The 23,885-nt window shown below is 73.8% G+C and carries 23 protein-coding genes; 10 read left to right on the top strand and 13 right to left on the bottom strand.

What is annotated here, in order from left to right; translation table 11 throughout:
- Window positions 1-24: 24 nt before the first annotated feature.
- Window positions 25-960, bottom strand: a complete 936-nt coding sequence (locus AB0N04_RS30800) for a class I SAM-dependent methyltransferase (protein WP_360215524.1) — start codon at window positions 958-960, stop codon at window positions 25-27.
- 456 nt (window positions 961-1,416) lie between these two features.
- Here AB0N04_RS30800 and AB0N04_RS30795 point away from each other — a divergent pair, with 456 nt between their 5' ends.
- The 5 genes from AB0N04_RS30795 (at window position 1,417) to AB0N04_RS30775 (ending at window position 6,132) form a co-directional block, all read left to right on the top strand.
- A complete protein-coding gene (locus tag AB0N04_RS30795) occupies window positions 1,417-3,066 on the top strand; it encodes an ATP-binding protein (RefSeq protein WP_360215527.1) in 1,650 nt (549 codons plus the stop codon).
- Window positions 3,067-3,083: 17 nt separating this feature from the next.
- A complete protein-coding gene (locus AB0N04_RS30790) occupies window positions 3,084-3,470 on the top strand; it encodes a roadblock/LC7 domain-containing protein (protein WP_360215529.1) in 387 nt (128 codons plus the stop codon).
- 122 nt (window positions 3,471-3,592) lie between these two features.
- Entirely contained in the window at window positions 3,593-3,955 is a 363-nt protein-coding gene (locus AB0N04_RS30785; protein ID WP_360215532.1) for a DUF742 domain-containing protein, read from the top strand.
- A complete protein-coding gene (locus AB0N04_RS30780) occupies window positions 3,936-4,553 on the top strand; it encodes an ATP/GTP-binding protein (RefSeq protein WP_360215535.1) in 618 nt (205 codons plus the stop codon). The genes AB0N04_RS30785 and AB0N04_RS30780 overlap by 20 nt, the downstream gene beginning before the upstream one ends.
- A gap of 43 nt (window positions 4,554-4,596) precedes the next feature.
- Window positions 4,597-6,132 carry a cytochrome P450 gene (locus AB0N04_RS30775; protein WP_360215538.1) on the top strand — a complete coding sequence of 512 codons (1,536 nt, stop codon included), beginning with the start codon at window positions 4,597-4,599 and terminating at the stop codon, window positions 6,130-6,132.
- Window positions 6,133-6,241: 109 nt separating this feature from the next.
- On the opposite strand, the gene AB0N04_RS30770 is transcribed toward AB0N04_RS30775, so the two are convergent.
- Window positions 6,242-7,876, bottom strand: coding sequence for a metallophosphoesterase family protein (locus AB0N04_RS30770; RefSeq protein WP_363365624.1), 1,635 nt, complete (start codon window positions 7,874-7,876; stop codon window positions 6,242-6,244).
- Between the two features lie 185 nt (window positions 7,877-8,061).
- Here AB0N04_RS30770 and AB0N04_RS30765 point away from each other — a divergent pair, with 185 nt between their 5' ends.
- Entirely contained in the window at window positions 8,062-8,766 is a 705-nt protein-coding gene (locus tag AB0N04_RS30765) for a TetR/AcrR family transcriptional regulator (RefSeq protein WP_360215544.1), read from the top strand.
- Window positions 8,767-8,900: 134 nt separating this feature from the next.
- Here AB0N04_RS30765 and AB0N04_RS30760 read toward each other — a convergent pair whose 3' ends face one another.
- Complete coding sequence (locus AB0N04_RS30760) at window positions 8,901-9,539, bottom strand: DUF4360 domain-containing protein (protein ID WP_360215547.1); 639 nt, start codon at window positions 9,537-9,539, stop codon at window positions 8,901-8,903.
- A 255-nt stretch (window positions 9,540-9,794) separates the two neighbouring features.
- Here AB0N04_RS30760 and AB0N04_RS30755 point away from each other — a divergent pair, with 255 nt between their 5' ends.
- Window positions 9,795-10,982 (top strand): CapA family protein, encoded by a 1,188-nt coding sequence (locus tag AB0N04_RS30755; protein ID WP_360215550.1) that lies wholly within the window; start codon window positions 9,795-9,797, stop codon window positions 10,980-10,982.
- 51 nt (window positions 10,983-11,033) lie between these two features.
- On the opposite strand, the gene AB0N04_RS30750 is transcribed toward AB0N04_RS30755, so the two are convergent.
- Both AB0N04_RS30750 and AB0N04_RS30745 read right to left on the bottom strand, forming a co-directional pair.
- Complete coding sequence (locus tag AB0N04_RS30750; RefSeq protein ID WP_360215553.1) at window positions 11,034-11,885, bottom strand: SAM-dependent methyltransferase; 852 nt, start codon at window positions 11,883-11,885, stop codon at window positions 11,034-11,036.
- Window positions 11,886-11,943: 58 nt separating this feature from the next.
- A complete protein-coding gene (locus tag AB0N04_RS30745) occupies window positions 11,944-13,266 on the bottom strand; it encodes an MFS transporter (RefSeq protein ID WP_363365623.1) in 1,323 nt (440 codons plus the stop codon).
- Window positions 13,267-13,481: 215 nt separating this feature from the next.
- Between AB0N04_RS30745 and AB0N04_RS30740 the strand changes: the two genes are divergently transcribed.
- Window positions 13,482-15,095: an alpha/beta hydrolase gene (locus AB0N04_RS30740; RefSeq protein ID WP_360215559.1), complete on the top strand. Its 1,614-nt coding sequence runs from the start codon at window positions 13,482-13,484 to the stop codon at window positions 15,093-15,095.
- A 168-nt stretch (window positions 15,096-15,263) separates the two neighbouring features.
- Here the strand turns inward: AB0N04_RS30740 and AB0N04_RS30735 are convergent, their stop codons facing one another.
- From AB0N04_RS30735 to AB0N04_RS30715, 5 genes are all read right to left on the bottom strand, one after another.
- Window positions 15,264-15,623 (bottom strand): isomerase, encoded by a 360-nt coding sequence (locus AB0N04_RS30735; protein WP_360215562.1) that lies wholly within the window; start codon window positions 15,621-15,623, stop codon window positions 15,264-15,266.
- Between the two features lie 219 nt (window positions 15,624-15,842).
- Complete coding sequence (locus AB0N04_RS30730; RefSeq protein WP_360215565.1) at window positions 15,843-16,763, bottom strand: hypothetical protein; 921 nt, start codon at window positions 16,761-16,763, stop codon at window positions 15,843-15,845.
- A 62-nt stretch (window positions 16,764-16,825) separates the two neighbouring features.
- Window positions 16,826-17,176, bottom strand: a complete 351-nt coding sequence (locus tag AB0N04_RS30725) for a PadR family transcriptional regulator (RefSeq protein WP_360215568.1) — start codon at window positions 17,174-17,176, stop codon at window positions 16,826-16,828.
- A gap of 172 nt (window positions 17,177-17,348) precedes the next feature.
- Window positions 17,349-19,853, bottom strand: coding sequence for a hypothetical protein (locus tag AB0N04_RS30720; RefSeq protein WP_360215571.1), 2,505 nt, complete (start codon window positions 19,851-19,853; stop codon window positions 17,349-17,351).
- Between the two features lie 266 nt (window positions 19,854-20,119).
- Complete coding sequence (locus tag AB0N04_RS30715; RefSeq protein WP_360215574.1) at window positions 20,120-20,626, bottom strand: winged helix-turn-helix domain-containing protein; 507 nt, start codon at window positions 20,624-20,626, stop codon at window positions 20,120-20,122.
- A gap of 57 nt (window positions 20,627-20,683) precedes the next feature.
- On the opposite strand from AB0N04_RS30715, the gene AB0N04_RS30710 reads away from it, so the two are divergent.
- Entirely contained in the window at window positions 20,684-21,601 is a 918-nt protein-coding gene (locus AB0N04_RS30710) for a S41 family peptidase (protein ID WP_360215577.1), read from the top strand.
- A 157-nt stretch (window positions 21,602-21,758) separates the two neighbouring features.
- On the opposite strand, the gene AB0N04_RS30705 is transcribed toward AB0N04_RS30710, so the two are convergent.
- Window positions 21,759-22,208, bottom strand: a complete 450-nt coding sequence (locus AB0N04_RS30705; protein ID WP_360215580.1) for a hypothetical protein — start codon at window positions 22,206-22,208, stop codon at window positions 21,759-21,761.
- Between the two features lie 4 nt (window positions 22,209-22,212).
- On the opposite strand from AB0N04_RS30705, the gene AB0N04_RS30700 reads away from it, so the two are divergent.
- Window positions 22,213-22,446, top strand: coding sequence for a hypothetical protein (locus AB0N04_RS30700; protein ID WP_363365622.1), 234 nt, complete (start codon window positions 22,213-22,215; stop codon window positions 22,444-22,446).
- Between the two features lie 134 nt (window positions 22,447-22,580).
- Here the strand turns inward: AB0N04_RS30700 and AB0N04_RS30695 are convergent, their stop codons facing one another.
- Together AB0N04_RS30695 and AB0N04_RS30690 are read right to left on the bottom strand one after the other, a co-directional pair.
- On the bottom strand, window positions 22,581-22,973 hold the full coding sequence (locus AB0N04_RS30695; RefSeq protein ID WP_360215586.1) for a ribonuclease domain-containing protein: 393 nt from the start codon (window positions 22,971-22,973) through the stop codon (window positions 22,581-22,583).
- 96 nt (window positions 22,974-23,069) lie between these two features.
- Window positions 23,070-23,747: a TetR/AcrR family transcriptional regulator gene (locus AB0N04_RS30690; protein ID WP_360215589.1), complete on the bottom strand. Its 678-nt coding sequence runs from the start codon at window positions 23,745-23,747 to the stop codon at window positions 23,070-23,072.
- Between the last annotated feature and the right edge of the window lie 138 nt (window positions 23,748-23,885).

The raw sequence follows: 23,885 nt of genomic DNA, 5'->3' as shown, positions 1-23,885 counted from the left end.
CCGGGCCGGCGCTCGGCGCCCGGATCAGTCCCGGCGCACCCGGGTGCAGCGGGTCACGTACGGCAGGGCGATCTCCTCCCGGCCCGCCAGGTCGGGGTGCGTGGCGAGGAGCCGGTCGACGTCGGCCAGCAGGCGCGCCCGCTCGTCCTCCGGCAGGGCGATGACGTAGCTGCGCGAGGCCACCATGGCGACGATCCCCTCCCGCGTGGTGACGTGCTCCCAGCGGATCTCCAGCCGCTCGGGCGCGCCGAACGGGGCGGGCAGCAGCGGCCGGGTGTCGATCTCCTGCCGCGCCGAACGGTGCATCAGCGCACCGAGTTCGGCCGCCCACGGCTCGGACTCGTCCCGGACGTTCCACACCAGGGACAGCGTCCCGCCCGGCGCCAGCACCCGGGCGATCTCCGGCACCGCGACCGCCGGGTCGAACCAGTGCCAGGCCTGCGCCACCACCACGGCGTCCACGCTGCCGTCCGCCAGCGGGATGTGCTCCGCCGAGCCGGCCCGCACCGCCGCCCTCGGCACGGCCGCGGCCAGCTGCTCGCGCATCGCCGCGTCCGGCTCGACCGCCACCACGTCGAGCCCCGCCTCGACCAGCAGCCGCGTCAACTTGCCCGTCCCGGCGCCCAGATCGAGCACCCGCCGGGCCTCGCGCGGCACCGCCGAGCCGACCAGCGCCTGCGGGTAGCCGGGCCTGCCCTGCTGGTAGGCGTCCGCGGCGGCGCCGAAGGACCGTGCCCGCAGCCGGCCGGACCACCGCCGGGTCGCCCCCTGCCGGGTCATCCCGCAGGCCCGCCCGATCTCCTCCCAGGTCGCGGACCTCCCCCGGCGCAGCTCCGCCACCACCTCCGTCCGGCGCTCCTCCAGGGCCGCCACCACCTCCGACAGCCGCCGCAACCCGTCCAGTCCGCCGTCCCCCACCACGTCGTCCGCGATGTGACGACCGAGATCATCCGTAGCCATGCCCGGCACCGTACGCACCGGGAGCCGGACACGTCAACATTCATTGCCCAGCCAGGCAACAGACGTTGCTCTGACACGCCGGCCGCCGCACCGCCCCCCGCGCGGGTGATCGCTGCGGCCGGAGTTGACGAGGCGGGCCCGCCTTAGCACGAACTCGACTTTCCAGGGCGGGACTTGGCCGAGAATCCCTTCACATGAGCGAATCCCGGGCGGGTTCCCGGTATCGACGGGGCGAGGCGAGAAGCCTGGTGCCGGGACGGCGCCGACGATTGTTGCCACTGGTGTGCGAGATGTCCGGCATGTCCGGCACGGCGGTACAAGTCAGCTCTACAGCAGTATTTCTGAGTTTCGATCAGGAATGTCCTGAACTTGGCTATGCTGCAGCACCACGTCACCGGCGCCGGACGCCGCCCCGTCCCCGTATCCCGCACCGTTCCGATCGTTGGAGGATGCCGAATGCTTCGAGCTGGATCATCACCCGCCAGACGGCCCGCCGCGCCGTTGCTCGGCTGGCTGCTCCCCACCGCCGTGATGGCGGCCGCCGTGGGGATCGCCGAGGCGGTGGTGACCGCCGGGGCCCGGGCCGCGGTGCTCTGGTGCGGGGCGACCGGAACCGTGCTGGTGGCGGTGGTGGCCGCCGAGTCGGCCCGTCGGGGGCGGGCACTGGCCGCGGCCCGGGAGCAGCACGCCCGTCAGGTCGGCGAGTTGCAGCAGCGGCTGGCCGGCCAGGAGGCCGAGGCGGTGCTGCTCGCGCGGGAGGGGCTGGCCCGGCTGGTGGCCGGCGCGCGGTACGGCACGGACAGCGACACCCTGCTCCGGCCGTACCGGAAGCCGGACTCCCCGATCGGCCCGAAGTTCCGCGGCGCGCTGGAGTCCGTGGCCCGCGGCGTCATCACCGCCGTCGACGACGAGGTGAGCCGGCGCGACTCCGCCGAGCGCGCCTTCGTCAACATCGCCCGCCGGGTGCAGGCGATCATCCACCGCCAGGCCAAGGACCTGCGCGAGATGGAGGACCGGCACGGCAACGACCCGGCGGTCTTCGACGACCTGCTGCGCCTGGACCACGGCAACGCCCTCACCGGCCGCCTCGCCGACAGCATCGCCGTGCTCTCCGGCGCCCGGCCCGGCCGCCAGTGGACCAGGCCCGTCGCCCTGTACAGCGTGCTGCGCGGCGGCATGTCGCGCATCCTGGAGTACCAGCGGGTCGACCTGCACCCGGTGGCCCAGGTGTCGGTGATCGGCCCGGCCGTCGAGCCCCTGATCCACGCCGTCGCCGAACTGCTCGACAACGCCACCCGGTACTCCCCGCCGCACACCCACGTGCACCTGAGCGCCGCCGAGGTGCAGAGCGGCATAGCGATCGAGATCGAGGACGGCGGCCTCGGCCTCACCGACGAGGCCAGGCTCCGCGCCGAACGCAGCCTGCGCGAGGCCCAGGTCTCCAAGGACCTCGACGACCTGACGGAGTCCCCGCGGCTCGGCTTCGCGGTGGTCGGCCGGCTCTGCCAGGCGTACGGCTTCCAGATCTCGCTCCGCCGCTCGGCCTACGGCGGCGTGCGGATCGTCCTGGTGGTGCCGCAGGAGCTGGTCACCACCGCGCCGCCGACCGGGCGCGCACACGGCATCGGCGCGTTCTCCGGCCCCCGGCCGCTGCCCGCCAACCCGCCCAGGCCGGCCGCCCCGGAACGGCCCTGGGGAGCGCGGACGACGGTGGCCGGCGCCCCCGGGTCGTCCTTCGGCACCGCCGACCCGTGGGCTCCGAGCGGCTCGTCCGGGCCCGGATCCGGACCGGGCGCGGGGTCCGGCCACGGGGACGACGAGGTCGTGGTGACCGAGCGCACCGCCAACGGGTTGCCGCAGCGCCGGCGCCGGCCGCCCACCACCCGGGCGGCCTTCCCCGGCCCGGCCCGCACCACCGGGCAGCCCGTCGGCCCGACCGCGGGGCCGGCCGCGGGCCCCGCCCACCCGGCGGCGCGCCCCGTCAAGGAGCCGGTGCAGCCCGGCCTCTGGCTGGAGGCGTTCACCGAGGGGATCAACGGCAACGGACCGTCCGCCGGTCCGGCCGGTCAGACCACCGAACAGACGGCAGCGAAAGGCGAGCAGTGATTCCGCACCGCAGCAACATGGACTGGATCCTCCGGGATCTGGCGCACAGCGTCCCGTGCGTCCGCCACATCGTCGTGCTGTCCGGCGACGGCCTCCGGATCGCCCAGCACGGCACCGACCCGGACACCGCCGACCGCCTCGCCGCCGCCTGCGCCGGACTGCAGAGCCTCGCCGGCGCGGTGGGGCAGGAGTTCCCGCACGGCGACGGCTCGATGCGGCTGGTGGTGATCGAGGTGGACGGCGGGTTCTTCTACCTGATGGCCGCCGCCTCCCGCGCCTACCTCGCCGTGCTCGCCGACGAGGGCGTCGACGCCGGGCTGGTCGGCCAGCAGATGCGCGACCTGGTGGCCCGGATCGGCGAGCACCTGGCCGCTCCCCCGCGCAACCCCGAGGCGGTCGCGTGAGGCGGCCGGACCGCGGCCCGCGCCCGGCGGGCCGCCGCCGCCCGCCCCCCGACCACCCCCGGACGGGCCCATGAACGACGACCCCGGGACGCGCACATGAACGAGCACAGTGAGGCGGGCACATGACGGCGGCCGACCAGGGCGACTGGGACGGCCCCGACCCCGAACGCCTGTACGTGATCACCCGCGGCCGAAGCGGCCCGTCCGGACCGGGCGTCTTCGACCTGGTCACCCTGATCGTCTCCCGCGCGGAGCCGACGCCCACCATGCAGCCGGAGCACGCGGCCATCCTGCGGCTGTGCCGCTCGCCGCTGTCGGTGGCGGAGGTCTCCGCCTACCTGGAGCTGCCCACCAGCGTGGTCACCGTGCTGCTGGCCGACCTGCTCGACGACGGGCGGATCGAGGCCCGCGCCGCCGTGCCCGCGGCCGAACTCCCCGACCGTGCCCTGTTGGAGGCGGTGATCCATGGACTTCAGAGGCTCTGACACGGTGGCCGGACCGGCGACGGCCGACCTGCTGCCGGACTCCGTCACGATGGCGGTCAAGGTGGTGATCGTGGGCGGCTTCGGCGTCGGCAAGACGACGCTGGTCGGCTCGGTCAGCGAGATCCGCCCGCTGACCACCGAGGAGACGATGACCCAGGCCGGGGTCGGCGTGGACGACCCGACCGGCGTCGAGCGCAAGAACTCCACCACCGTGGCGATGGACTTCGGCCGGATCAGCATCAGCGACAAGCTCGTCCTCTACGTCTTCGGCACCCCCGGGCAGGAGCGGTTCTGGTTCCTCTGGAACGGCCTGTTCGAGGGCGCCCTGGGCGCCGTGGTGCTGGTGGACACCCGCCGGCTCGAGGTCAGCTTCGAGGTGATCGGGCGCCTGGAGGACCGCGGCGTGCCCTTCGTGGTGGCCGTCAACGGCTTCCCGGAGGCCCCCTCGTACCCCCTCGACGAACTGCGGGGGGCGCTCGACCTGCCGCCCGAGGTGCCGATCATCGCCTGCGACGCGCGCAGCCGGGAGTCCGGCCGGGACACCCTGATGACCCTGATGCGCCACCTGTACGAACTCGCCGCCCCGCGCGCCCGGTGAGCCCGTGACCACCCTTCCCGACCCGAACCACCCCGGAGACCCCGTGACCACCCCGCTCCCCGACGACGCCGCCCCGACCCCGCCGCCCGGCTGCCCCGCCCACGCGCACGCCGTCGAACCGCTCGGCCCCGGCGGCGTGCGGCGCCTGTACGGGCCGGAGGCCGAGGCCGACCCGGCGGGGCTGTACGAGAAGCTGCGCGCCGAGCACGGCGAGGTCGCCCCCGTGCTGCTGCACGGCGACTTCCCGGCCTGGCTGATCCTGGGCCACGGCGCGAACATCACCGCGATGCGCTCGCCGTCCCTGTTCTCCCGGGACTCCCGCCTCTGGTCGTGCTTCCGCGACGGCGAGGTCCCGCCGACGTCCCCGCTGATGCCGGTGATCGCCTGGCAGCCGCTGTGCGTCTTCGCGGACGGCGAGGAACACCGGCGGCTGCGCGGTGCCGTCCTGGACGGCCTGAACCGCTTCGACCGGCGCGGGGTGCGCCGGCACGTCCGGCGGTTCACCACCGACCTGGTCCAGGTCGTCGGACCGACCGGCCGGGCCGAGCTGATCACCCAGTTCGCGGAGCACCTGCCGATGCTCGTGATGACCAAGCTGCTCGGCATGCCCGACGAGTACGGTCCGCAGCTGGTGGACGCGGCCCGGGACCTCATGAAGGGCACCGAGACGGCCATCGCCAGCAACGACTACGTGGTGGCGAGCCTGCAGCGGACGATCGAGACCAAGCGCGCGGAGCCCGGCGCCGACCTGACCAGCTACCTGCTGGAGCACCCGGCCGGGCTGACCGAGCAGGAGGTGATGGAGCACCTGCGGGTGGTGCTGCTCGCCGCCAACGAGACCACCGTCAACCTGATCGCCGACTCGCTGAAGATGGTGCTCACCGACCCGCGCTTCCGCGCCCACCTCTCCGGCGGCCAGATGACCCTCGGCGAGGCGCTCGACCAGGTGCTCTGGGACTCCCCTCCGATGTCCCTGGTGGCGGGGCGCTGGGCGACGGCCGACACCGAGCTCGGCGGGCAGCGGATCCGGGCCGGGGACATGCTGCTGCTCGGCCTGGCGGCCGGCAACGTCGACCCGGTGGTCCGGCCCGACCCGACCACCCCGCTCTACGGCAACCGCTCCCACCTGTCCTTCGGTGCCGGGCCGCACGAGTGCCCCGGTCAGGACATCGGGCGCAACGTCGCCGAGGTCGGGATCGACATCCTGCTCACCCTCCTGCCCGACCTGCGGCTGGCCGTCGACGAGGCGGAGCTGTCCTGGAGCTCGGCCTGGATCTCCCGCCACCTGACCGCGCTGCCGGTGGAGTTCACCCCGCGCGAGATCGAGCCGGACCCGGAGTCGGTGGCGGCCGCCGAGGAGGCGGCCCGGGCCGAGGCGCAGGCAGCCCGGGTGGAGGCGCAGGCGGCGAGGGCCGCGAAGGCGGCGGCCGGCGCCGCGGTCACCGCGCCGGAGTCTCCCGCGGCGGGGCCGTCCGGGCCGGGGGCGGCCCCCGCCGCGGCCGCTCCTCCTGCCGCGGTGTCGGTTCCCCGGCAGCGGCGCAACTGGTGGAGCGTGCTGACCGGGGTGTTCCGGCGCTGAGCCCCGGCTCGGCGGTGGTCCCGGCCCTCGGGTGGTCCCTGGCCGCACCCGCGTTCGTCGCGGGTGCGGCCAGGGAGCGGCACGACCTCGGACCGGGGCCGGCACAGCCTCAGGCCGGGTGGCCGTCGGTGCGGTGGCGGCGGAGGGTGAAGGTGTCGACCGGGGTGAGCTCGGCGTGCGGACCGTCGAAGGTGTAGTAGGTGACCCGCATCGTGGTGAGGCCGCCGCGCCGGTCCCCCGGGTCGACCTCGAAGGCCGCGAAGCCGTGGGTGTGCGTGCGGTCCTGGAAGGCGGCCCACGGCGCGTCCTCGGTGACCCAGATCGACTCGCGGTAGGGCGCGGGCGGGCGCGGCGCGTCCTCCAGGGCGACGACCACCCGGCCCCTGGGCTGCTCGAAGAGGTCGTCCTGGGTGGTGGCGGCGTTGCCGCCGGCCCCGATGATCATGTGCACGGTGCCGCGGTCGGTGTCGGCCGTGCGCAGGTCGGTGCCGGTGGGCACCGGGGTGCGGGTGTCGTTGGGGAGGGTGCCGCGGACGGGGTGCGAGCGCTCGTAGTAGTGCTCGTGCCCGCTGACCACCAGGTCGACTCCGTAGGCGTCGAACAGCGGCCCCCAGGCCTCGCGGATCCCGAGGTCGCTGCCGCTGCCGTGCCGGGAGCTGGAGATCATCGGGTGGTGCATGCAGACGACGATCCAGTCGATCGAGCGGTTGCTCCGGGCGGCGCGCAACTCCCGTTCCAGCCAGCGCTGCTGGGCTCCGCCCGAGTAGCCGCGCAGATAGGTGTCGCCGCTGTTCTGGATCGCCACGTCGTCGTTGGCGAGGCTGATGACGCGCACGGAGCCGGCGGTGAAGGCGTACCACATGCCCCGGGTCTCCTCGTCGGAGGAGGCCGAGGAGTCGGGCAGCGAGAAGTAGGTCTGGTAGCCGAGCGCGCCGATCGGGCCGTTGCCGCCCTCGTTCTCGTGGTTGCCCGCGCAGGGCATCCAGGGGCGCAGGCGGGTGGAGCGGCTGTTGTTGATGAACCAGTCGGCCCAGGTCGCGGTGCGGCTCTGGCCGTGCCGCCCGCTGTAGGAGGCGTAGCAGAGGTCGCCGTTGACCAGGTTGAACAGCGGACCGACCCGCTCCACGGCGGTGACGATGTCGGCGGAGTGCGCGGTGCCGACCTGGCTGCTGGTGAAGACCGGGTACGTGCCGAGCGGTGAGGGCACGCCGTCCGGGAAGACCACCTGGCGGCGGAGGTTCGGGGTGGCCTGGTCGCCGAAGCTGGTGAAGGTGAGGGGGACGCGGCCGCGCGGGGCGGTGGTGAAGGAGCCCGTCTCGGGGCTCGCGCCGTCGTGCCCGGCGGTGTAGAGGTAGGTGGTGCCCGGGCGCAGGCCGGTGAGCCGGGCGTGGTGGACGTACACCTCGTCCTTGGAGAGGGCGTCCCGGTAGGTGCGGGTCTCGGCCTCGACGACCCGGCCGAGTCCGCCGTCGGGCGAGCCGATCCGCACCTGGGGGCGTCGGACGGACTGCGGGGTGATCCAGGAGACGGTCATCTCGGCGGCCGGGTCGGTGCCGAACTGCAGGTGGAGGCCGCTCACGCTGGGCGCCCCGAGCCGGTGCGGGGTGGACTGGAGCAGCGGGCTCGCGGCCGGACCGTCCTGTGGGTCCGCGGCCGCGGCCGGCTGCGCGGCGGCGGCGCCCGTGACCAGCGCGGCGCCGGCCGCCGACGTGCCCTTGAGGAGGGACCTGCGTGCGATCGTCATGGAACTCCGCCTGCCGCGTGGGGGTGTCGGACCCGGAGCACTGTACCGACATGTGCATGTCGGGACGATCGATTTGACGGATCGTCACGCCGGCCCCGCAGGGCCGCGCACCACCGCGCACACCCGGCCCGGGGCCCGGTCCGCACCCCTGGCTGTGTCAACGGTGGTGACATAGGCTCCACGCCATGACCGAACGCGTAGTCCCCGAGCCCCAGCGACGGCGCCGCCGCCCCACCAAGCAGGGCGTGGTCCTCTCCCGGGAGCTCATCGTCGAGACGGCACTGCGGCTCGTCGGCCAGCACGGCGCCGAGGCGCTCACCGTCCGCCGGCTCGGGGCCGCCCTCGGCGCCGACCCGAGCGCCGTCTACCGCTACTTCCGCAGCACCGACGACCTGCTGCTGGCACTCGCCGACGAACTCATCGGCCGCGCCCAGCAGGGCTGGAAGGCCACCGGCGACTGGCGCGCCGACCTGCGCGCCATCGGTCTGCGCATCCACGCCGCCTACCAGGCCCACCCGCAGGCCGCCCTGCTCGCCGCCCACCGCACCACCGGCCGCGCCCACGAGATCGCCGCCGTCGAGGCCATCATCGGCACGCTGCGCCGGGCCGGCTTCCCCGACCCGGAGGCCGTGCGGATCTACCACGCCTTCGTCGACCAGAGCCTGGGCTTCGCGGCCCTCGACGCGGCCGCGCTGGCCCTGCCGCCCGCCGCCCAGAGCGCCGACCTGCGGGTCTGGCAGGCCTCCTACGCCCGGCTCGACGCCACCACCCACCCGCACATCGCCGCCACCGCCGATCTGCTGACCGCCGACATGCACCGCAGCGGCTACCCGTTCGCCCTCGAGCTCCTCCTCGACGCCGCCGCCCTCCGCCTCCCGGCCGCCCCCTGAACCGCGACTCCGGCCCGGGGGGCGGCGACGGCCGGGCGGTACCGCGCCGGGCGTGCGTCGGCCCCGGCGGACGCGAGGTCCGCCGGGGCCGGGCGCAGGGGGTCGGCCCGTCACGGGCCGGGTGGGGAGGCGACTCAGGGGCAGTGCTTCCAGGCCAGGTGGTAGATGGTGTTGATGTCGCCGTCGGTCGAGTCCATGGTCATGAAGCTGGTGGTGCGGGTCGGGTCCGAGCTGCCGGCGGCGACCCGCAGTTCGGTGTTGATGTTGAAGTTGCGCTGCTCGCCGCAGGGGGCGTAGACGAGGGCGGCGACGTCGACGGTGTCGGTGGCCTGCCAGCTGTCGTCCGTCGGACCCCGGAAGGAGTGGTTCTGGGAGGTGGTCTGGGCCTGCCCCTGGAAGTAGTAGTTGGCGCGCTGGGTGCCGGTGGCGCCCGGCTCCAGGTGGGCGAAGCCCCGGTAGTCGGCGGAGGCGATCGCGTAGGTGAAGCCCTGCGGCACGTGCACGCGCAGGTTGAGCTGACAGTTCTTCCGGAAGTCGGTGGGCTTGGACCCGACGCCGACCTGGGCCAGGTAGCTGCTGTAGGTCACGGTGAAGGCGGTGTTGTCGGGCGACACGGCGACGGCGGTCGTGCCGACCGGGCAGCCGGAGCCGTTGACGGTGGCGACGTCGATGACGATGCGGTCCGGAGGAGTGGGCAGCGAGTCGACCCCGAAGGCCGGTGAGGTGAGGAGTGTTGCGACGATTCCGGTGGTTGCCAGGGCACGGAGCAGCATGGGCTTCCCCTTCGGTCGTCCACGGGGCCGGGGCCGGCGCGGTGCCGGTCCGGGCGCGACCCCGGATTTGACATGCATATGTCAGCACACCTGCCCGCCCGTGTACAGGGGGTGACCCAGCGTAGCGGAAGGCGTCGGCGGCGTGGGACTGCGCTCCCCCCGGGTGACCTGCGGGCGTGGGTCCGGCGGTGCGTCCACGATCGCTCGCATAGTCGAAGCGTCAGTCCTATCGTCCGATCGTGAGATGAGCCGAGGATGTCGCTGCCCCACCGCCGGACCGCCACCGCGGCCCTCGCCCTGCTCCTCGCCCTCCCGGGGTGCGGCGCACCGGACACCGCCCCGCCACCCGCCCCGGCCACCGGCACCGCGGCGGCGCCCTCCCCCACTCCCGCCGGACCACGGCCGTTCACCCTGCTCGCCACCGGCGACGTCCTGCCGCACACCGAGATCATCCAGCAGGCCAAGGAGGACGCCGGCGGCAACGGCTACGACTTCACCGCCATGCTCGCGGGCGTCGAACCGCTCGTCCGCGCCGCCGACCTCGCGATCTGCCACATGGAGACGGTCTACGGCGCCGACGGCGGGCCGTTCACCGGCTACCCCGCCTTCAAGACCCCGCCGCAGATCGCCCGGGCGCTCCGGGACGCCGGCTACGCCGCCTGCGACACCGCGTCCAACCACACGCTCGACGACGGGCCGAACGGCATCCGGCGCACCCTCGACGCCATGGACGCCGTCGGCCTGGCCCACACCGGCTCCGCCCGGACGGCCGAGGAGGCCGGCCGGCCCGCACTGCTGCACGCCGGCGGCGCCACCGTCGCCCACCTCGCCTACACCTACGGCACCAACGGCATCCCGCTGCCCGCGGGCGAGCCCTGGGCGGTCAACCTGATCGACCGGGACCGCATCCTCGCCGACGCGCGCGCCGCCCGGGCCGCCGGCGCCGACCTGGTGGTGGTCAGCGTCCACTGGGGCACCGAGTGGCAGGACGCCCCGAACGAGCAACAGCTCACCCTCGCCAAGGAGCTGGCCACCGGGCAGGGCCCCGGACGGCCCGACGTCGACCTGATCCTCGGCACCCACGCCCACATCCCGCAGGCCTACGAGAAGATCGGCGACACCTGGACCGTCTACGGGATGGGCGACCAGCTCGCCGGACACATGTTCACCTACGACGGCGCCGAGGACCCGCGCGGCAACTGGAGCTCCATGGCCCGCTTCACCGTCAACCCGCCCGCCGGGCCGGGGCTGCGCTGGACGGTCGGCCGCGCCGAGTTCGTCCCGCAGATCACCGACCTCGGGCCGCCGTACCGGGTGCGCGACCTCCGCGAGGCCGTCCGCAGCCACCCCGAACGCGCCGACTGGGCCCGGGCCCTGGACCACATCCGCTCGGTGGTGCTCAGCCGCGGAGCGGGCGCGGCGGGGCTCACCATGGCTCCGTGAGCGACCCGCCCGGGCGGCGCCCGCTCCGCGGCCGGGTCGGCCAGGACGGTCCTACGGCTTGCGGCCGAGCCCCGCGTAGCAGGCGACCTCGTCGTCGGCGAGCGCCGGGCCGTCGCCGAGCTCCGGGTGCCAGCGGTTGACCAGCGCGACGCCGGGCTCGTCCAGCTCCAGACCGGTGAAGAAGCGTTCCACGGAGGCGCGCGGGCGCAGGTGGTTCTCTATCCCCGCGGCCGAGTAGCGGCGCGACCCCACCCCCACCCGCTCGGGCATCGTGTCGGCGGTGCCGGCGGTCAGCGCGAGGAAGCTGCCGGAGGGCAGCGCGTCCAGCAGCTTGCGGACGGGCGGGTGCGCGGCCTCGTCGGAGAGGAAGTGCACGATGTTGATCAGCGTCAGCGCGATCGGCTGGTCGAAGTCCAGGGTGGCGGCCACCGCCGGGTCGCCGAGGAACCTGCCGGGCTCGCGCAGGTCCCCCTCGACGTAGGCGGTACGGCCCTCGGGGCTGCTGGTGAGCAGCGCGCGCGAGTGGGCCAGCACGATCGGGTCGTTGTCGACGTAGACCACCCGGCAGGACGGGTCGACGGCCTGGACGACCTCGTGCAGGTTGGGCGCGATGGGGATGCCGGTGCCGACGTCCAGGAACTGGCGGACGCCGTGCACCTCGGCCAGCCGGCGGACCATCCGGTGCATCACGGCGCGGGCCGCGGCGGTGGCGGCACGCGAGCCCGGCCACTCGGAGAGGATGCCGTCGCCGACCGCGCGGTCCACCGGGAAGTTGGTCTTCCCGCCCAGCAGGTAGTCGTAGACCCGGGCCGGGTGGGCGCGGTCGGTGTGCAGGTCGACCTGCGGCGGCGCCTCCTCGAACCGGGTCCCGCTCAGCCAGTCGTCCGGTCCGTTGCTCTCCATGCCCTGCCCTCCCAGTACTTCGTCTGCTGCCCACTCAACCACAGAACATGATCGAACGTCAGCCGCTTTCGGACGGCACTTGACCGTCGAGTGACTGAACACCCGGTTCCCCCACGGCGGCAGCGAAGGACGGCACCCGCAGCGCGGTGACCAGACCGAGCGCCGGGCCGGCCGTGCAGAGGGTCACGTAGCCGGGGATCAGACCCAGGTGGTGGTGGTCGCGCAGCCACTCGGCGAGCAGCGGGAACGTCCCGCCGAACGCGGCGATCGTGGTCGCGTTGACCACGCCGAGGCCGAGCGCCCTGACCTCGGTGGGGAAGAGCAGCCCGGTGAAGACGTTGAGCGTGCCCAGCACGGTGGCCACCAGCATCCCCAGCAGCACCGCGACGGCCTGGAACGGCAGCCAGCCCTGACGCAGCGCGGTGAGCAGCAGCGGCACCAGCAGCACCGGCAGGGTGAAGCCCACACGGGCGACCGGCAGCAGGCCGATCCGGTCGGCGGCCGCGCCGGTGAGCAGCATGGTGGCCAGCACCACCGCGAGCACCACCGTCATGAAGGAGGTCGCCTCCTCCTTGTCGACCACCCCGTAGGCGGCCGCGTACTGCGGCAGGTAGACCAGGGCGAAGTAGTAACCGACCGTCCCGCCCAGGGTGTTGAGGAAGACGGTGAGCACCGCCCGGCGGTGGTCGCGGAGCACCCGCGCGAACGGCGGGGGCCCGGCCGGCCCCCGGGCCCGGCCCCGGTCGGCCTGTCCCCGCTCCCTGCGGGCCCGGTGGAACTCCGCGCTCTCCGGGGCCGCCCGGCGCACCCAGACCGCGGCCAGCCCGAGCAGCGCCGCGACCACGAACGCCCAGCGCCAACCGCCGTGGGTGACACCGTCCTTGCCGAGGGTGTGCAGCAGCAGCGCGAGCGCGCCGTAGGAGAGCAGCGAGCCCAGGATGATCCCGCCGTAGGACACCGAGCTGAAGGCGAAGCGGTGCCGGGGCGGGGCCGTCTCGGTCACGTACGCGGCGACGCTGGGCGCCTCCCCGCCGAAGGCCAGGCCCTGCACCACCCGGGCCGCGACGGCCAGGACGGCCGCCCAGGCGCCGATCGACCGCTGGTCCGGCACCACGGCGATGCCGAGACTGGCCGCGGCGATCACCGACATCCCGAGGGTGAGCGCGAAGCGCCGCCCCCGGGTGTCGCTGAGCCGCCCGATCAGGTACGAGCCGACCGGCCGGGCGACGAAGCCGACCGCGAAGCCCGCGTAGGCGCCGAGCAGCCCGCCGAGTCCGCCCTTGCCGTGGCCGAAGAGGTCCGCCGCGAAGTACGGGGCGAGGACGGCGTAGACGTTCCAGTCGAAGGACTCGACCACCGAGCCGACCGTCGCTGCGGCCAACTCCCTTCGCCGCCGCCCGGTTTCGGGGCCCTCGCCCGACGGGATGGTTCCGGTCCGATCTGTCATGGCCCCAGCATGGCAGCCGCGCCGCTCCCGTGGGGCCGGATCCGGCCCGCCCCGCGCCGGGCGGTTCGGGCGGGCCCGCGGAGCCGCCGGCGCTTCGGACACGACGTACCGATGTGACGCGCGTGACGGTGCGGTGATATCTGTGTGCGGTGCATTCGACGATCACCGGGATATCCCGGCGCGCCCTGCCCGCCCTCATCGCCGCCGCCCTGCTGGCCGGCTGCAGCGGCGGCGGCGCGACCACCGCGGCGCCCACCGCCACCACGGCCGGCGCCACCCCCGCCCAGAGCACCACCCCGGCGCCCGCCCCGACGCCCACGGTCAAGCCGACCGGCGCCGACGACCCGGCGCTCAAGCCGTTCTACGGCCAGCAGATCGCCTGGGCGCCGTGCCCGGACGACCCGGCGACCGAGAAGGTCGACGAGTCCGTCGAGCAGTGCGCCACCCTCAAGGTCCCGCTCGACTACGGCCACCCGGCCGCCGACACCCTCGACGTCGCCGTCGTCCGCAACCCCGCCGCCAAGCCCGACCAGCGGGTCGGCTCCCTGCTGGTCAACCCCGGCGGCCCGGGCGGCTCCGGAGTGCGGATGGTCAAGGGCGACCCCAAGGGCTTCGACGGCCCCCTGCACGACCGGTTCGACGTCATCGGCTTCGACCCGCGCGGCGTCGGCGGCACCGACCCGCTCAAGTGCCTCGACGACCAGGCCAGGGACGGCTGGGTCACCACCGACGAGCCGGGCGCCGACCACGGCAAGCAGCTCGCCGACGCCTGCCAGGCCAAGTACGCGAAGGTCCTGCCCTTCGTCAGCACCCGCGACACCGCCCGCGACATGGACGTGCTGCGCGCCGCCGTCGGCGACCGGAAGCTCAACTACCTCGGCATGTCCTACGGCACCTACCTCGGCTCGCTCTACGCCGAGGAGTTCCCCGACCGGGTCGGCCGGCTCGTCCTGGACGGCGCCACCTCCCCGTCCGCCACCCTGGTGCAGCACAACATCGAGCAGCAGGCCGGCTTCGAACGCGCCCTCAAGGCCTTCGCCGCCGACTGCGCCGGCAAGGACCCGTGCCCGCTCGGCAAGAACGCCGACAAGGCGCCCCAGAAGCTCGCCGACTTCCTCGACGGCCTCAAGGACAAGCCGCTCACCACCGCCAAGGGCCGCACCGTCACCGCCACCGCGGCCTGGACCGGCGTGATCAGCCGGCTCTACGGCGGCGAGCAGGCCTGGGCCGACCTGCGCAACGTCCTGGGCTGGGCCATGGTGCGCGGCAAGGGCGACTACCTGCTCGACCTCGCCGACGGCTACAACGGCCGCGACAAGGACGGCCACTTCGGCGCCTCCGCGGACGCCTACACCGCCATCCACTGTGCCGACGGCGCCACCGACGCGCCCACCGGTGAGCAGCTCCAGGCCGCGCTCACCGACCTCGCCGCCAAGGCCCCGCTGGTCAGCAAACACGACCCGACGGCCGCGCTGTTCGACCCGGACTGCCGGATCTGGCCGTTCCGCGCGACCGAGAAGCCGCACGTCATCAAGTCCACCGCCGCCGCGCCCATCGTCGTGGTCGGCACCACCGGCGACCCGGCCACCCCGTACGCCTGGGCCGAGAAGCTGACCTCCGAGCTCGGCAACGCCGTCCTGCTCACCCGCGACGGCGAGGGGCACACCGCCTACGGCGCCAGCTCCTGCATCCGCGGCGCCGTCGACACCTTCCTGGTGGACGGCACCGTCCCGGCCGCCGGGACGCACTGCGCGACGGACTGACCGCACGGCTCCCCGGCCCCGCCGCCCGCCCCGGAAACCCCGGGCCCGGGCCGCGGGGCCTGCCGCCACCGTGCCGGGCCCCCACCGGCTCCCCGACGACTCAGCGCCCGCGGTACCCCACCGCCGGTTCGAGCAGCGACAGCGTCCGCTGCCGCGCGTCGCCCCGGGTCAGCACACCGAGCTGCCCGGGTGGTGGACGAAGCGGTAGGTCTCGCGGTCGAGTTCGGTGACTTCCACGCCGATCGCGGCGGGGACGGTGACGCGGGCCCGGACGGCGGCGAGCACCCGGGCCGTCAGTTCGGCGCGCTGTGCGGTGCTGCGGCCGGCCAGGATCTTGATCTCCACCAGCACGACCGCGTGCCCGCCCGTCCCGTCGCCGACGGAGGTGTGCCCGGCCGGGCGGAAGAGGGTCTTGCAGTCGGCGACGGTGGTGTCGATCACCTCGGTGATCAGCCGGTGGACCTCCTGCGCGAAGGCCTCGCGGTCGAGGTCGAGACCGGCCGAGTGGTCGACCAGGATCTGTGGCACGGGTGCTCCCGGGGGGGCGGAGCCCACGACGGGCTCGGGCGGAGGGTACGGCGGCGCCCGGACCGGTCGGGACCGGTCCGGGGCGCCGCGGTGACGCTACCGCGCGCCGCCGCCGGGCCGAACGGCGGGGCTCACGGTGCGGTGTGACACGGCATCGACGGCCGTCCGGAGGACGTCCGTACCGGCCCCCGGCCCTGCGGACCAGGGGCTCGCCCGACGTCAGCCGACCGAGGTGCCACCGGTCCCCGCCTCGGCCTGCGGCCCTGCCGCGGCCCCTCGGGCGCCGAGCGCCAGGCGCAGGCCGCCGGCGATCAGCAGCAGACCGCCGTAGGCGCCGATCTCGATCTGCAGCAGCGGCGAGGGGTGGTAGGCGAGGACGTTGGAGAACCAGGGCAGCGTGGCCAGGAACGCGCCGGCGACGGCCGCGGGCGCCGACCGGAGCCGGGCCAGCGAGACCAGGATCACCACGGCCATCACGATGACGGGCCACGGCGTGCGGTCGGAGGGGACGATCCCCGGCACCCCCAGGCTCCAGGCCACCGGTGGCAGCACGATCCCGGCCGCCGTGGCCAGCATGGCCCACTGACTGCGGCGCGAGGTCGGCGGCAGGTCGGGCGGGGCGCTCAGCAGCAGGAGGGAGACCAGCGCCAGGAACGGGATCCGCGCCGGTGCGAACGACGGGCCCAGGGCGATCGCCGTCACCAGGAGGGACAGCGTGCTGCCGACGAGCGCCAACGGCCTCGCCCAGGTCCAGCGTCCGGCGACGGCGCAGAGCAGGCCGAGTGCGGGCAGCGCGTTGAGGACGAGGCCGTAGGGCCACAGCGCGCGCGACTCGGGGGTGAAGATGGTCGGGACGAGGCCGAGCACGGCCGAGGCCGCGGCGCCGACCAGCGCGTACGGTGCGGCGACGGCCAGCGCCCTGCCCGCGGCGGTGGTGGACGAGATCCCCAGCCGGATGCGGACCGCGTGCCCGAACAGGTCGAGGTTCTCCCTCGCCCGCGCGACCCGGCCGACGGCCTCGGCCCGGGCCTCCCCGTGCAGGGCCGCGATCTCCTCGCCGTGCTGCTGCCAGTACCCGGCGGGGTAGACGCGCAGCAGGCCGCGGGGGGCCGGCGGCGCCGGCTCGGAGGGTCCGGTCACCGCCGGGCCCGGTCGTCCCGGCTCTCCGGGCCCGACCGGGGGCACGGCGGGGTGGTGTGGGTTCACGCGAAGGAGTCCTTCCAGGTCGGCGTGACGGGGTTGGCCAGGCGGCGTTCGACTTCCGCGGCGGCGGCGCGCAGTCGCTCGGCCTCTTCGACGAGCACCGCCCGCCCCTGCCCGGTCAGGCGGTAGCTGCGGCGGAGCCTGCCCGCGACGGTCTCCTCGCCGTGCACCTCGATGAGGCCTTCCAGGACCAGGCGTTCCAGGGCGCTGTAGAGCGTGCCGGTGCGCAGGCGCACCCGCCCCCGGGAGACCGCGAGGACTTCCTGGACGATGGCGTACCCGTGCCGCGGCCGGTCGGCCAGCACCGTCAGCATGAGCAGGGTCGGTTCCTGCAGTGCTCGCTGCGTCATGACCCGAAGGATAGGTAGATCATCGGCCTATCCACAACCCCGCTGGTCGAACGGGGTCTCCCCGGGCGTCAGGTGACGGCGGCTCACCCGGACGTCCACCGAGGGGGCACGGCCGGCCGGCGCGGGCCCCCGACCGCTGTCGCCGGGGGCCCGCGCCGCGTGATCCCCGCGTCTACGTCCGGACGACGATCCCGTCGATTCCCCGCCCCGGCGGCGTCTCCACGTTGCCGGCCACGTCCGTGGCGGTGGACGTCACCCGGTAGACGCCGAGGCCGGACGGCGGCCGCACCCGCCAGGTGCAGTGCCGGTGCGTGCCGTCCGAGCAGCTGAGCTCGGCGCGTTGCACCAGGGTCGGGCCGGGCACCTTCGAGGTGAACACGACGTCCACGTGGTCGACGCCGGAGGCGTTGTCACCGGCGGTACCGGTGACGTACTGGTCGTCGTGCGGCCCGCCCGCCGGGACGGCCACGAAGATCGCCTCGGACGCGGTGGTGAAGGCCGACGTCGGCGCGGTCCGGTCGAGCCGGACGGTGTACGTCTTCTCGGTCTCCTCGTTCCCCGCCCGGTCGGTGGCGTGGAAGGTGACGACGGTCTCGCCCTCCTGGGTGATCGTCAGGGCGGCCGTGCCGCCGAGCACGGTGGTCTCCGGGGTGGTCTGGGCGCCACTCGTCCGGTAGCTGACGCCCGCGACGCCCGAGCCACCCGGTTCGTCCACCGCGGTCAGGGTGACGTGCCCGTCGGCGGTGATCCAGCCGGCCGGATTGGTGGTCGAGCCGAGCGCGGCCGTGGTGACCGGCGGCGTCCGGTCGATCCGCACCGTGAGGGCCCTGGCGTCCTCGGTGTTCTGCGCGCGGTCGACGGAGCGGTAGGACAGCGTGTGGACGCCCGCGGTGGTGACCGGCACCGGGCCGGTGTAGCCCGTCCAGCCGCCGCCGTCCAGGTCGTACTCGGTCCGGGCGACCCCGCTGAGGTCGTCGGTGGCGCCCAGGGTGACGGTGACGTCCCCGTTGTTCCAGCCGGCGCCGTTCGGGGGCGGGTCGGCGGTGGCGGTGGTGACCGGCGCAGCGGTGTCGACCGGCTGGATCTGCTGGAAGACCTGCGCGTCGGGCTCGTGGATCTTCTGCGGCGCCGGGAGGCCGGGCACGGTGGCGCCGCCGATCGCCCCGCCCTTGAGGCGGATGTGCGCCCAGTCGTCGTACCCGTCGAGCTTGACGCTCTGCACGCCGTCCTTGTTGACGTCGGAGGAGACCGTCCCCGGGTCCTTCGAACCGTTGCAGTTCCAGTCCATGTAGCCGGCCGTGTCGACCCGCGCGGCGATGAACGCACCACCGCAGTTGCGCTTGACGTCGTAGCGCACGCCGCTGCCGGTGGCCGGCGGGGACGCCTCGTCCAGGTGGGTCTCGTCGAGGGTGGTGGCGGTCCGGGAGTAGTCGACGAACCGGTCGGCCCCGTGCGGCAGGCCGTCGCCGGAGTACAGGTAGTTCATCACGCTGAAGTAGTGCGGCTTGAAGTTGAGTTCCTCGAAGCCGCCGTGCTGCAGCCCCAGGTTGTGCCCGAGTTCGTGCATCAGGTCGGTGGCCTGCTCGTTCTTGTCGCCGACCTGGCCGGTCTGGTTGCCGAGGGCGAGGACGATGTCGCTGCCGCCGTCCGGGGAGATGCCGGTCCAGGAGGTGCCGGGGACGAGCAGGTGCGCGGCCACCGCGTAGTGGAACACCGGTGCGCGGCCGGAGCTGACGAATCCTCCCTTGCCCTTCTTGATGGCGTCGAAGGCGTTCCACTGGTACCGGCTGTCGTTGTTGCAGCTGCCGTCGCCGTCGCAGGTGCCGAGGTTGGTGGTCTCGGCCAGCTGCCGGGCGCGGCTGTACCCGCCCCAGGTCTGTCCGGTGGCGAAGTTCATGATGCTGTCGGGCCCCGCGTCGATGTGCAGGTTGACGCCGGAGCCGGGCGCACCCCGGCGCTGGACCGGCGCGTTGGCGAAGGCGTCGACGAGCAGCTTGGCCGCCGCCGCGTCGAACCGGTGGCTGTGGGCGTTGCCGGGGCTGGTGTCCTCCATCCAGTCGACCTGGATGAAGATGTCCGGCTTGTTGACGTCGGCGCCCATGGCGGGCAGGTCGATGAACTGCATTCCGCTGCCGTCGCCCGGGTCGAGGGAGACGCCGTGCTGCTTCCACTCGTCGGCGATGCCGTCGCACATCTTGGAGTTGCAGTCGAACGCGTACGTCGCGGTGGCGTCGTTGCCGTCGCCCCCGGTGCGGTTGATCTTGTAGCCGCTCGGCACCGTCTCGCTGTAGCTGTTGGAGCCGTAGAACGGGTTGTCCCAGTGGATCCGCAGGTCGGGCCCGCTCTCGCCGTCGATCGCGAAGAAGGCCGACCCCTCGGTGCCGGTCATGAAGCCGCAGGACTCCGACTCCCAGCTGGCGGACGCCCCGGCCTCGATCCGGGCGGGCGGCTCGTGGGTCCAGCACCCGTGGTCGAGGTTGTCGCTGGTCAGCACGAGCGCCCGGTCACTGGTGTTGTTGAGGACCACCGTCGTGCTGCGGGCCGCCCGGACGGAGGCCTGGGCCGGCGGCGGCGCCGTACCGAACCCGGTTCCGGCTCCCAGCAGTGCCAGGCCGAGCACCGCCACGGCCCGCCCGGCCCGGCCGCGCCACCGCCCGCCGCGTCGTTCGTGTCTCATCCGCCCTCACTCTCCGTATCGGATCCGCCCCACGCTCACACGGTGGGGCGGCCCCCGGCCCCGGGCACCCAGGCGGAGCCCGAACGGGGAGGGAAGACGATCGAACGGCCGGACCGGCTGGCCTCCCCGAGTGAACGGGCCCCTGGACATCCGAAGGTCGAGGCCGTGAGGTCACGGCAGCGGGCCCGGTCGTACCGGGGTGGGAGTCGTACCGGGCTGGGACCCGGGAGGCGGAGCTCCCGCTGCCGGCTCGGTGTCCGCCCGCCCTACGTCCCGGCCTGCCGGTAGAGCGTCACCAGGAGGCCGTGCACCGGCTCGCCCTCCGGATCCTCCTCGGCCTCGTCGACCAGCGCGGCCAGCGCCTTGGCCAGCTTCGCCGCCTTGGCCGGGCTGAGCCTGATGTGGCGCAGCGTCAGGAGGTGGCCGGTGGGCGAGCGGTCCAGCTCCTGGGCGACGGCGCCGAACAGCGCGGCCGTGCCCTCCGCCTGCGGTTCGGCGACGAGGAGCCGTTCGGCGCTCCGCCGGTAGTACTTCTCGGTGCCGCCGCGCACTGTCCGCGTTCCCGCGTCCTGGACCAGTCCCGCCTCGCCCAGCACCCCGAGGTGGTGGGAGACGCTGCCCTTGTTCACCCCCAGCTGTGCGGCGAGCCGACTGATCGTCGACGGCCGGGCGCTGAGGGCGAAGAGCAGGCGCTGGCGCAGGGGGTGGGCGAGTGCGGTGTGCTGCCGGGACGTGCTGATCCGCTGGACGTCCTCGTCCGGTTGGTTGCTCACCCGATCAAGCGTTAAGGACGTTTGACGCTTTGGCAAGCCGCTGGTCTACTCCCTCCCATGACCTCCACCTCCACCACCTCGCTGCCCGAGCTGGACACCGCCGCCGTCGTCGAGTCGATCGCCGACCTGGTCGGCGCGAACTACGTCTTCCCCGACGTCGCCCGACAGTTGGCGGCCCTGCTGCGGCGCCGGGGCGCCGAGGGCTCCTACCGGGCCGGGACCGCAGAGGAGTTGGCCGAAGCCGTCACCGCGGACCTGCGGTCCGTCAACGGCGACCTGCACCTGGCCCTCAAGCACCACGCCGCCCCGGTGCCGCCCGAGCGGGGCGCGGCCGCACTCGCCGAGATGCGCCGGGAGTTCGACGCCTCCCTGTGCGGTGTCCCGCGGGTGGAACTCCTCGACGGCGGCGTCGCGGTCCTGGAGATCGGGCCCAAGATGTTCCCGCTGGACTGGGCGGCACAGCCGCTGGCCGCGGCGCTCTCCCTGGTGGCCCCCGCCCGCGCTCTGATCCTGGACCTGCGCCGCAACACCGGCGGCGATCCGGACACCGTCGCCTTCGTCTGCGGCTACCTCCTCGACGGCCGCACCCACCTCAACACCATGCTCTCGCGACAGGGCGAGCTGGCCGAGCAGTCCTGGACTCCCCCGTTCGTCCCGGGGGCCCGCTTCGGCGGCAGCAAGCCGCTCTCCGTCCTGACGAGCGGGAACACCTTCTCCGCGGCCGAGGAGCTCGCCTACGACCTGCAGCAGCTCGGACGCGCCGAGGTCGTCGGGGAGGCCACCCGGGGCGGCGCGCACCCGCGGGAGGGCTGGACGGTGCACCAGCACCTGGAGCTCAGCGTGCCCGTCGCCCGCGCGGTCAACCCGGTCTCGGGAACCAACTGGGAGGGCACCGGCGTCCGCCCCGACGTCCCGTGCGACGCCGGGGCGGCGCTCGACCGCGCGCTGGCCCGGACGGTGGCGCGCCTGGCCTGACCCCGTACGCCTCTCACGTACGGACCCGTCTCCTGGCCGACCCGCACCGGAATCGGCGGGCTGCCGGAACTGCTGTTACCTCCGGTCGATTCATCGCTGAGGTGGGTGCTCGGTCGACGAACTGCCGATCACCAACGGGCGGAAAACCCCGCATGGTTCACCTGCACGCGATCAGGAACAGGATTTCCGGCATCACCCGCATTTCCATTGACGTGCCGTCAGTCAGCTGATCACATTCGGGTGACGGGTCCGGCGCTGCACACACCGGGACGCCGCCGCCGGCCGACCTGCCTGCAGCCGGGCCCGCACCGCTTGCCGTCCGGCCGGCGGGCAGATCGAACGCGGAGAGGTCAGTGTTGAGGACAGAGAATCTCGGGAGGCGCGCCACGTCGGTTTCCGTTGCCGCGTCGATGGCGATGGGGGCCGTTGTGGCCTTGTCGAGCCCGGCCGGTGCTGCCACGGACTGGATCGATGTGGCCGGAAATCTGCAGAACTCGGTGTGCAGTAAGCCGAACGTGACGAACGAGCGCCTCGCCGACATGGGAGGAAATCCGCCCTTCTCCGACGAAGGCATTTTCCCTTGCGGGGGCGGGTTCAACGAACTCATGGTCATGCTCAGGATCAACGGCGTGCTGCACGTCTTCGGCGTGGGGACGGACCGCGCCGTGTGGGTGCGGTACGACACGAAGTGGCAGTCGCTCGGCGGCATCGTCGGTACCGGATCAGTCGTGCCCAGATACAGCAACAGCAACGGCTCCGTGACTTTGAAGATCACGGGCACGGACGGGAAGTACTGGTACAAGACCCGCAACAGCGGCGGCGGCTGGACCGACTGGAACCGGTAGGACTCGGCGGAAGGCGATTCTGATCACTCGAACGCGAGCACCGCGAGGCCCCGGCGCGGACGGGCGCCGGGGCCGTGGGCCGATGGGGCCGGGGACGAGCGGTGGGGGTGGGTCGTGCGGACGGAAACGCCTGGTCAGCAGCCGAAGTTGATCGATCTGAAGGTCGCGTAGTGGTCGCCGGTGTAGTAGTCCTCGTGGTAGCGCTTGCCGGTGACGATCCGGCGGGCGCCGCGGGTCGGCGAGCCGGGCGTGACCACGGTGTACTCGTGGTAGTAGCCGTACGACTGGTTCGGCAGCACGCGCTCCTTGTTCTGGAACACCACGCCGTCCTGGCTGTACGGGAACGGCCCGTTGGACGCGATCAGGTTGAGCGTGGTCCGGGCCTGCGAGGGCAGCGCGGTCAGGCAGACCGAGCCGCTCACCGCGGCGTGCGCCTCGGTGGCGACCGCGACGGGGGCCAGGGTGGTCAGGGTGACGGCGGCGACGGCGACAGCGCGAGTCGTCCACGCGCGTAGAGTGCGGGTCATGACAACCAGCATGGCGACCCCCGGAGCCGGCCGGAAGCCCTGATCCAACTCTTCACCTCGGGTCAACTCGGCGTACTGGCACAGGCCTTGACCTGGTCAGCGACCGTCGGGGGAGGCTTTCGGGGCGGCCGGGGCGGCTCGGCGTTCCCGGGGGCGGACGGCGCCGAGCAGCAGCCCGGTCAGTTCGTCGACCACCTGGTCGAGGGTGGCCTCGAACTGGCCGGCCGTCCAGTCGTGCAGCAGGCCGTTGACGGCGCCGATGAAGGCCGTCGCGGCGATCCGGTGGTCCCGGGGGGCGATCTCGCCCCGGGCGGCGGCCGCCGCGGCCTCGGCGAGGATCAGCTCCACCCAGCGGGCGCGCCGGAGGAGCCGCTGGCGTTCCAGCGCCGCGCTCACGCCGACGATCTCCACGAAGGTGATCCGCAGTCGGCGCGGGTCGCGGGTGACGGCGGTGACGTAGGCCCGCAGGACGACCGTGACGCGCTGCTCGAAGCCGTCCGCCGCCGCGTCGGCGAGGGCCCGGACGACCTCCTGCTCGGTCAGGTCGTTGACCCGCAGGTGCAGTCGGGCGAGGACGTCCTCCAGGTTGCGGAACTCCTCGTAGAACTGCCGCGTGGAGAGCCCGGCGGCCTCGCAGAGCGCCGTCACCGAGGAGGCGCGGTAGCCGGGGCCTGCGCCGAACAGTTCCAGCCCGGCCGCGAGGAAGCGCTCGCGGCGCTCCGCCCGCCGCTCCTGCGCGGACCTGCCGCCGTACGTGCCCGTGGCCGTGCCCATCCGCGCCCGCCCCTCTCCGCTCCGAACACCGTCCCGGGACGATTGTCGGTGACCGGGGTCTTGCCAGGCGGCCGCACCCCTCCCTACCGTCGGGTAGCGCAATCTGACAAACCGTCTTTTCAGACTTCGTGCCACCGC

The sequence above is a fragment of the Kitasatospora sp. NPDC051702 genome (genome assembly GCF_040681575.1).
Lineage (GTDB): Bacteria > Actinomycetota > Actinomycetes > Streptomycetales > Streptomycetaceae > Kitasatospora.
Note: the sequence above shows the minus strand (reverse complement) of the source record. Positions and strands in the feature narration are given on the sequence as shown.

What these genes read in the sequence shown, in the direction of transcription:
- AB0N04_RS30800 (WP_360215524.1), bottom strand. Translation starts at nt 960, where the DNA reads ATGGCTACGGATGATCTCGGTCGTCACATCGCGGACGACGTGGTGGGG.
- AB0N04_RS30795 (WP_360215527.1), top strand. Translation starts at nt 1,417, where the DNA reads ATGCTTCGAGCTGGATCATCACCCGCCAGACGGCCCGCCGCGCCGTTG.
- AB0N04_RS30790 (WP_360215529.1), top strand. Translation starts at nt 3,084, where the DNA reads ATGGACTGGATCCTCCGGGATCTGGCGCACAGCGTCCCGTGCGTCCGC.
- AB0N04_RS30785 (WP_360215532.1), top strand. Translation starts at nt 3,593, where the DNA reads ATGACGGCGGCCGACCAGGGCGACTGGGACGGCCCCGACCCCGAACGC.
- AB0N04_RS30780 (WP_360215535.1), top strand. Translation starts at nt 3,936, where the DNA reads ATGGACTTCAGAGGCTCTGACACGGTGGCCGGACCGGCGACGGCCGAC.
- AB0N04_RS30770 (WP_363365624.1), bottom strand. Translation starts at nt 7,876, where the DNA reads ATGACGATCGCACGCAGGTCCCTCCTCAAGGGCACGTCGGCGGCCGGC.
- AB0N04_RS30765 (WP_360215544.1), top strand. Translation starts at nt 8,062, where the DNA reads ATGACCGAACGCGTAGTCCCCGAGCCCCAGCGACGGCGCCGCCGCCCC.
- AB0N04_RS30760 (WP_360215547.1), bottom strand. Translation starts at nt 9,539, where the DNA reads ATGCTGCTCCGTGCCCTGGCAACCACCGGAATCGTCGCAACACTCCTC.
- AB0N04_RS30755 (WP_360215550.1), top strand. Translation starts at nt 9,795, where the DNA reads ATGTCGCTGCCCCACCGCCGGACCGCCACCGCGGCCCTCGCCCTGCTC.
- AB0N04_RS30750 (WP_360215553.1), bottom strand. Translation starts at nt 11,885, where the DNA reads ATGGAGAGCAACGGACCGGACGACTGGCTGAGCGGGACCCGGTTCGAG.
- AB0N04_RS30725 (WP_360215568.1), bottom strand. Translation starts at nt 17,176, where the DNA reads ATGACGCAGCGAGCACTGCAGGAACCGACCCTGCTCATGCTGACGGTG.
- AB0N04_RS30720 (WP_360215571.1), bottom strand. Translation starts at nt 19,853, where the DNA reads ATGAGACACGAACGACGCGGCGGGCGGTGGCGCGGCCGGGCCGGGCGG.
- AB0N04_RS30710 (WP_360215577.1), top strand. Translation starts at nt 20,684, where the DNA reads ATGACCTCCACCTCCACCACCTCGCTGCCCGAGCTGGACACCGCCGCC.
- AB0N04_RS30705 (WP_360215580.1), bottom strand. Translation starts at nt 22,208, where the DNA reads ATGAGTTCGTTGAACCCGCCCCCGCAAGGGAAAATGCCTTCGTCGGAG.
- AB0N04_RS30700 (WP_363365622.1), top strand. Translation starts at nt 22,213, where the DNA reads ATGCTCAGGATCAACGGCGTGCTGCACGTCTTCGGCGTGGGGACGGAC.
- AB0N04_RS30695 (WP_360215586.1), bottom strand. Translation starts at nt 22,973, where the DNA reads ATGACCCGCACTCTACGCGCGTGGACGACTCGCGCTGTCGCCGTCGCC.
- AB0N04_RS30690 (WP_360215589.1), bottom strand. Translation starts at nt 23,747, where the DNA reads ATGGGCACGGCCACGGGCACGTACGGCGGCAGGTCCGCGCAGGAGCGG.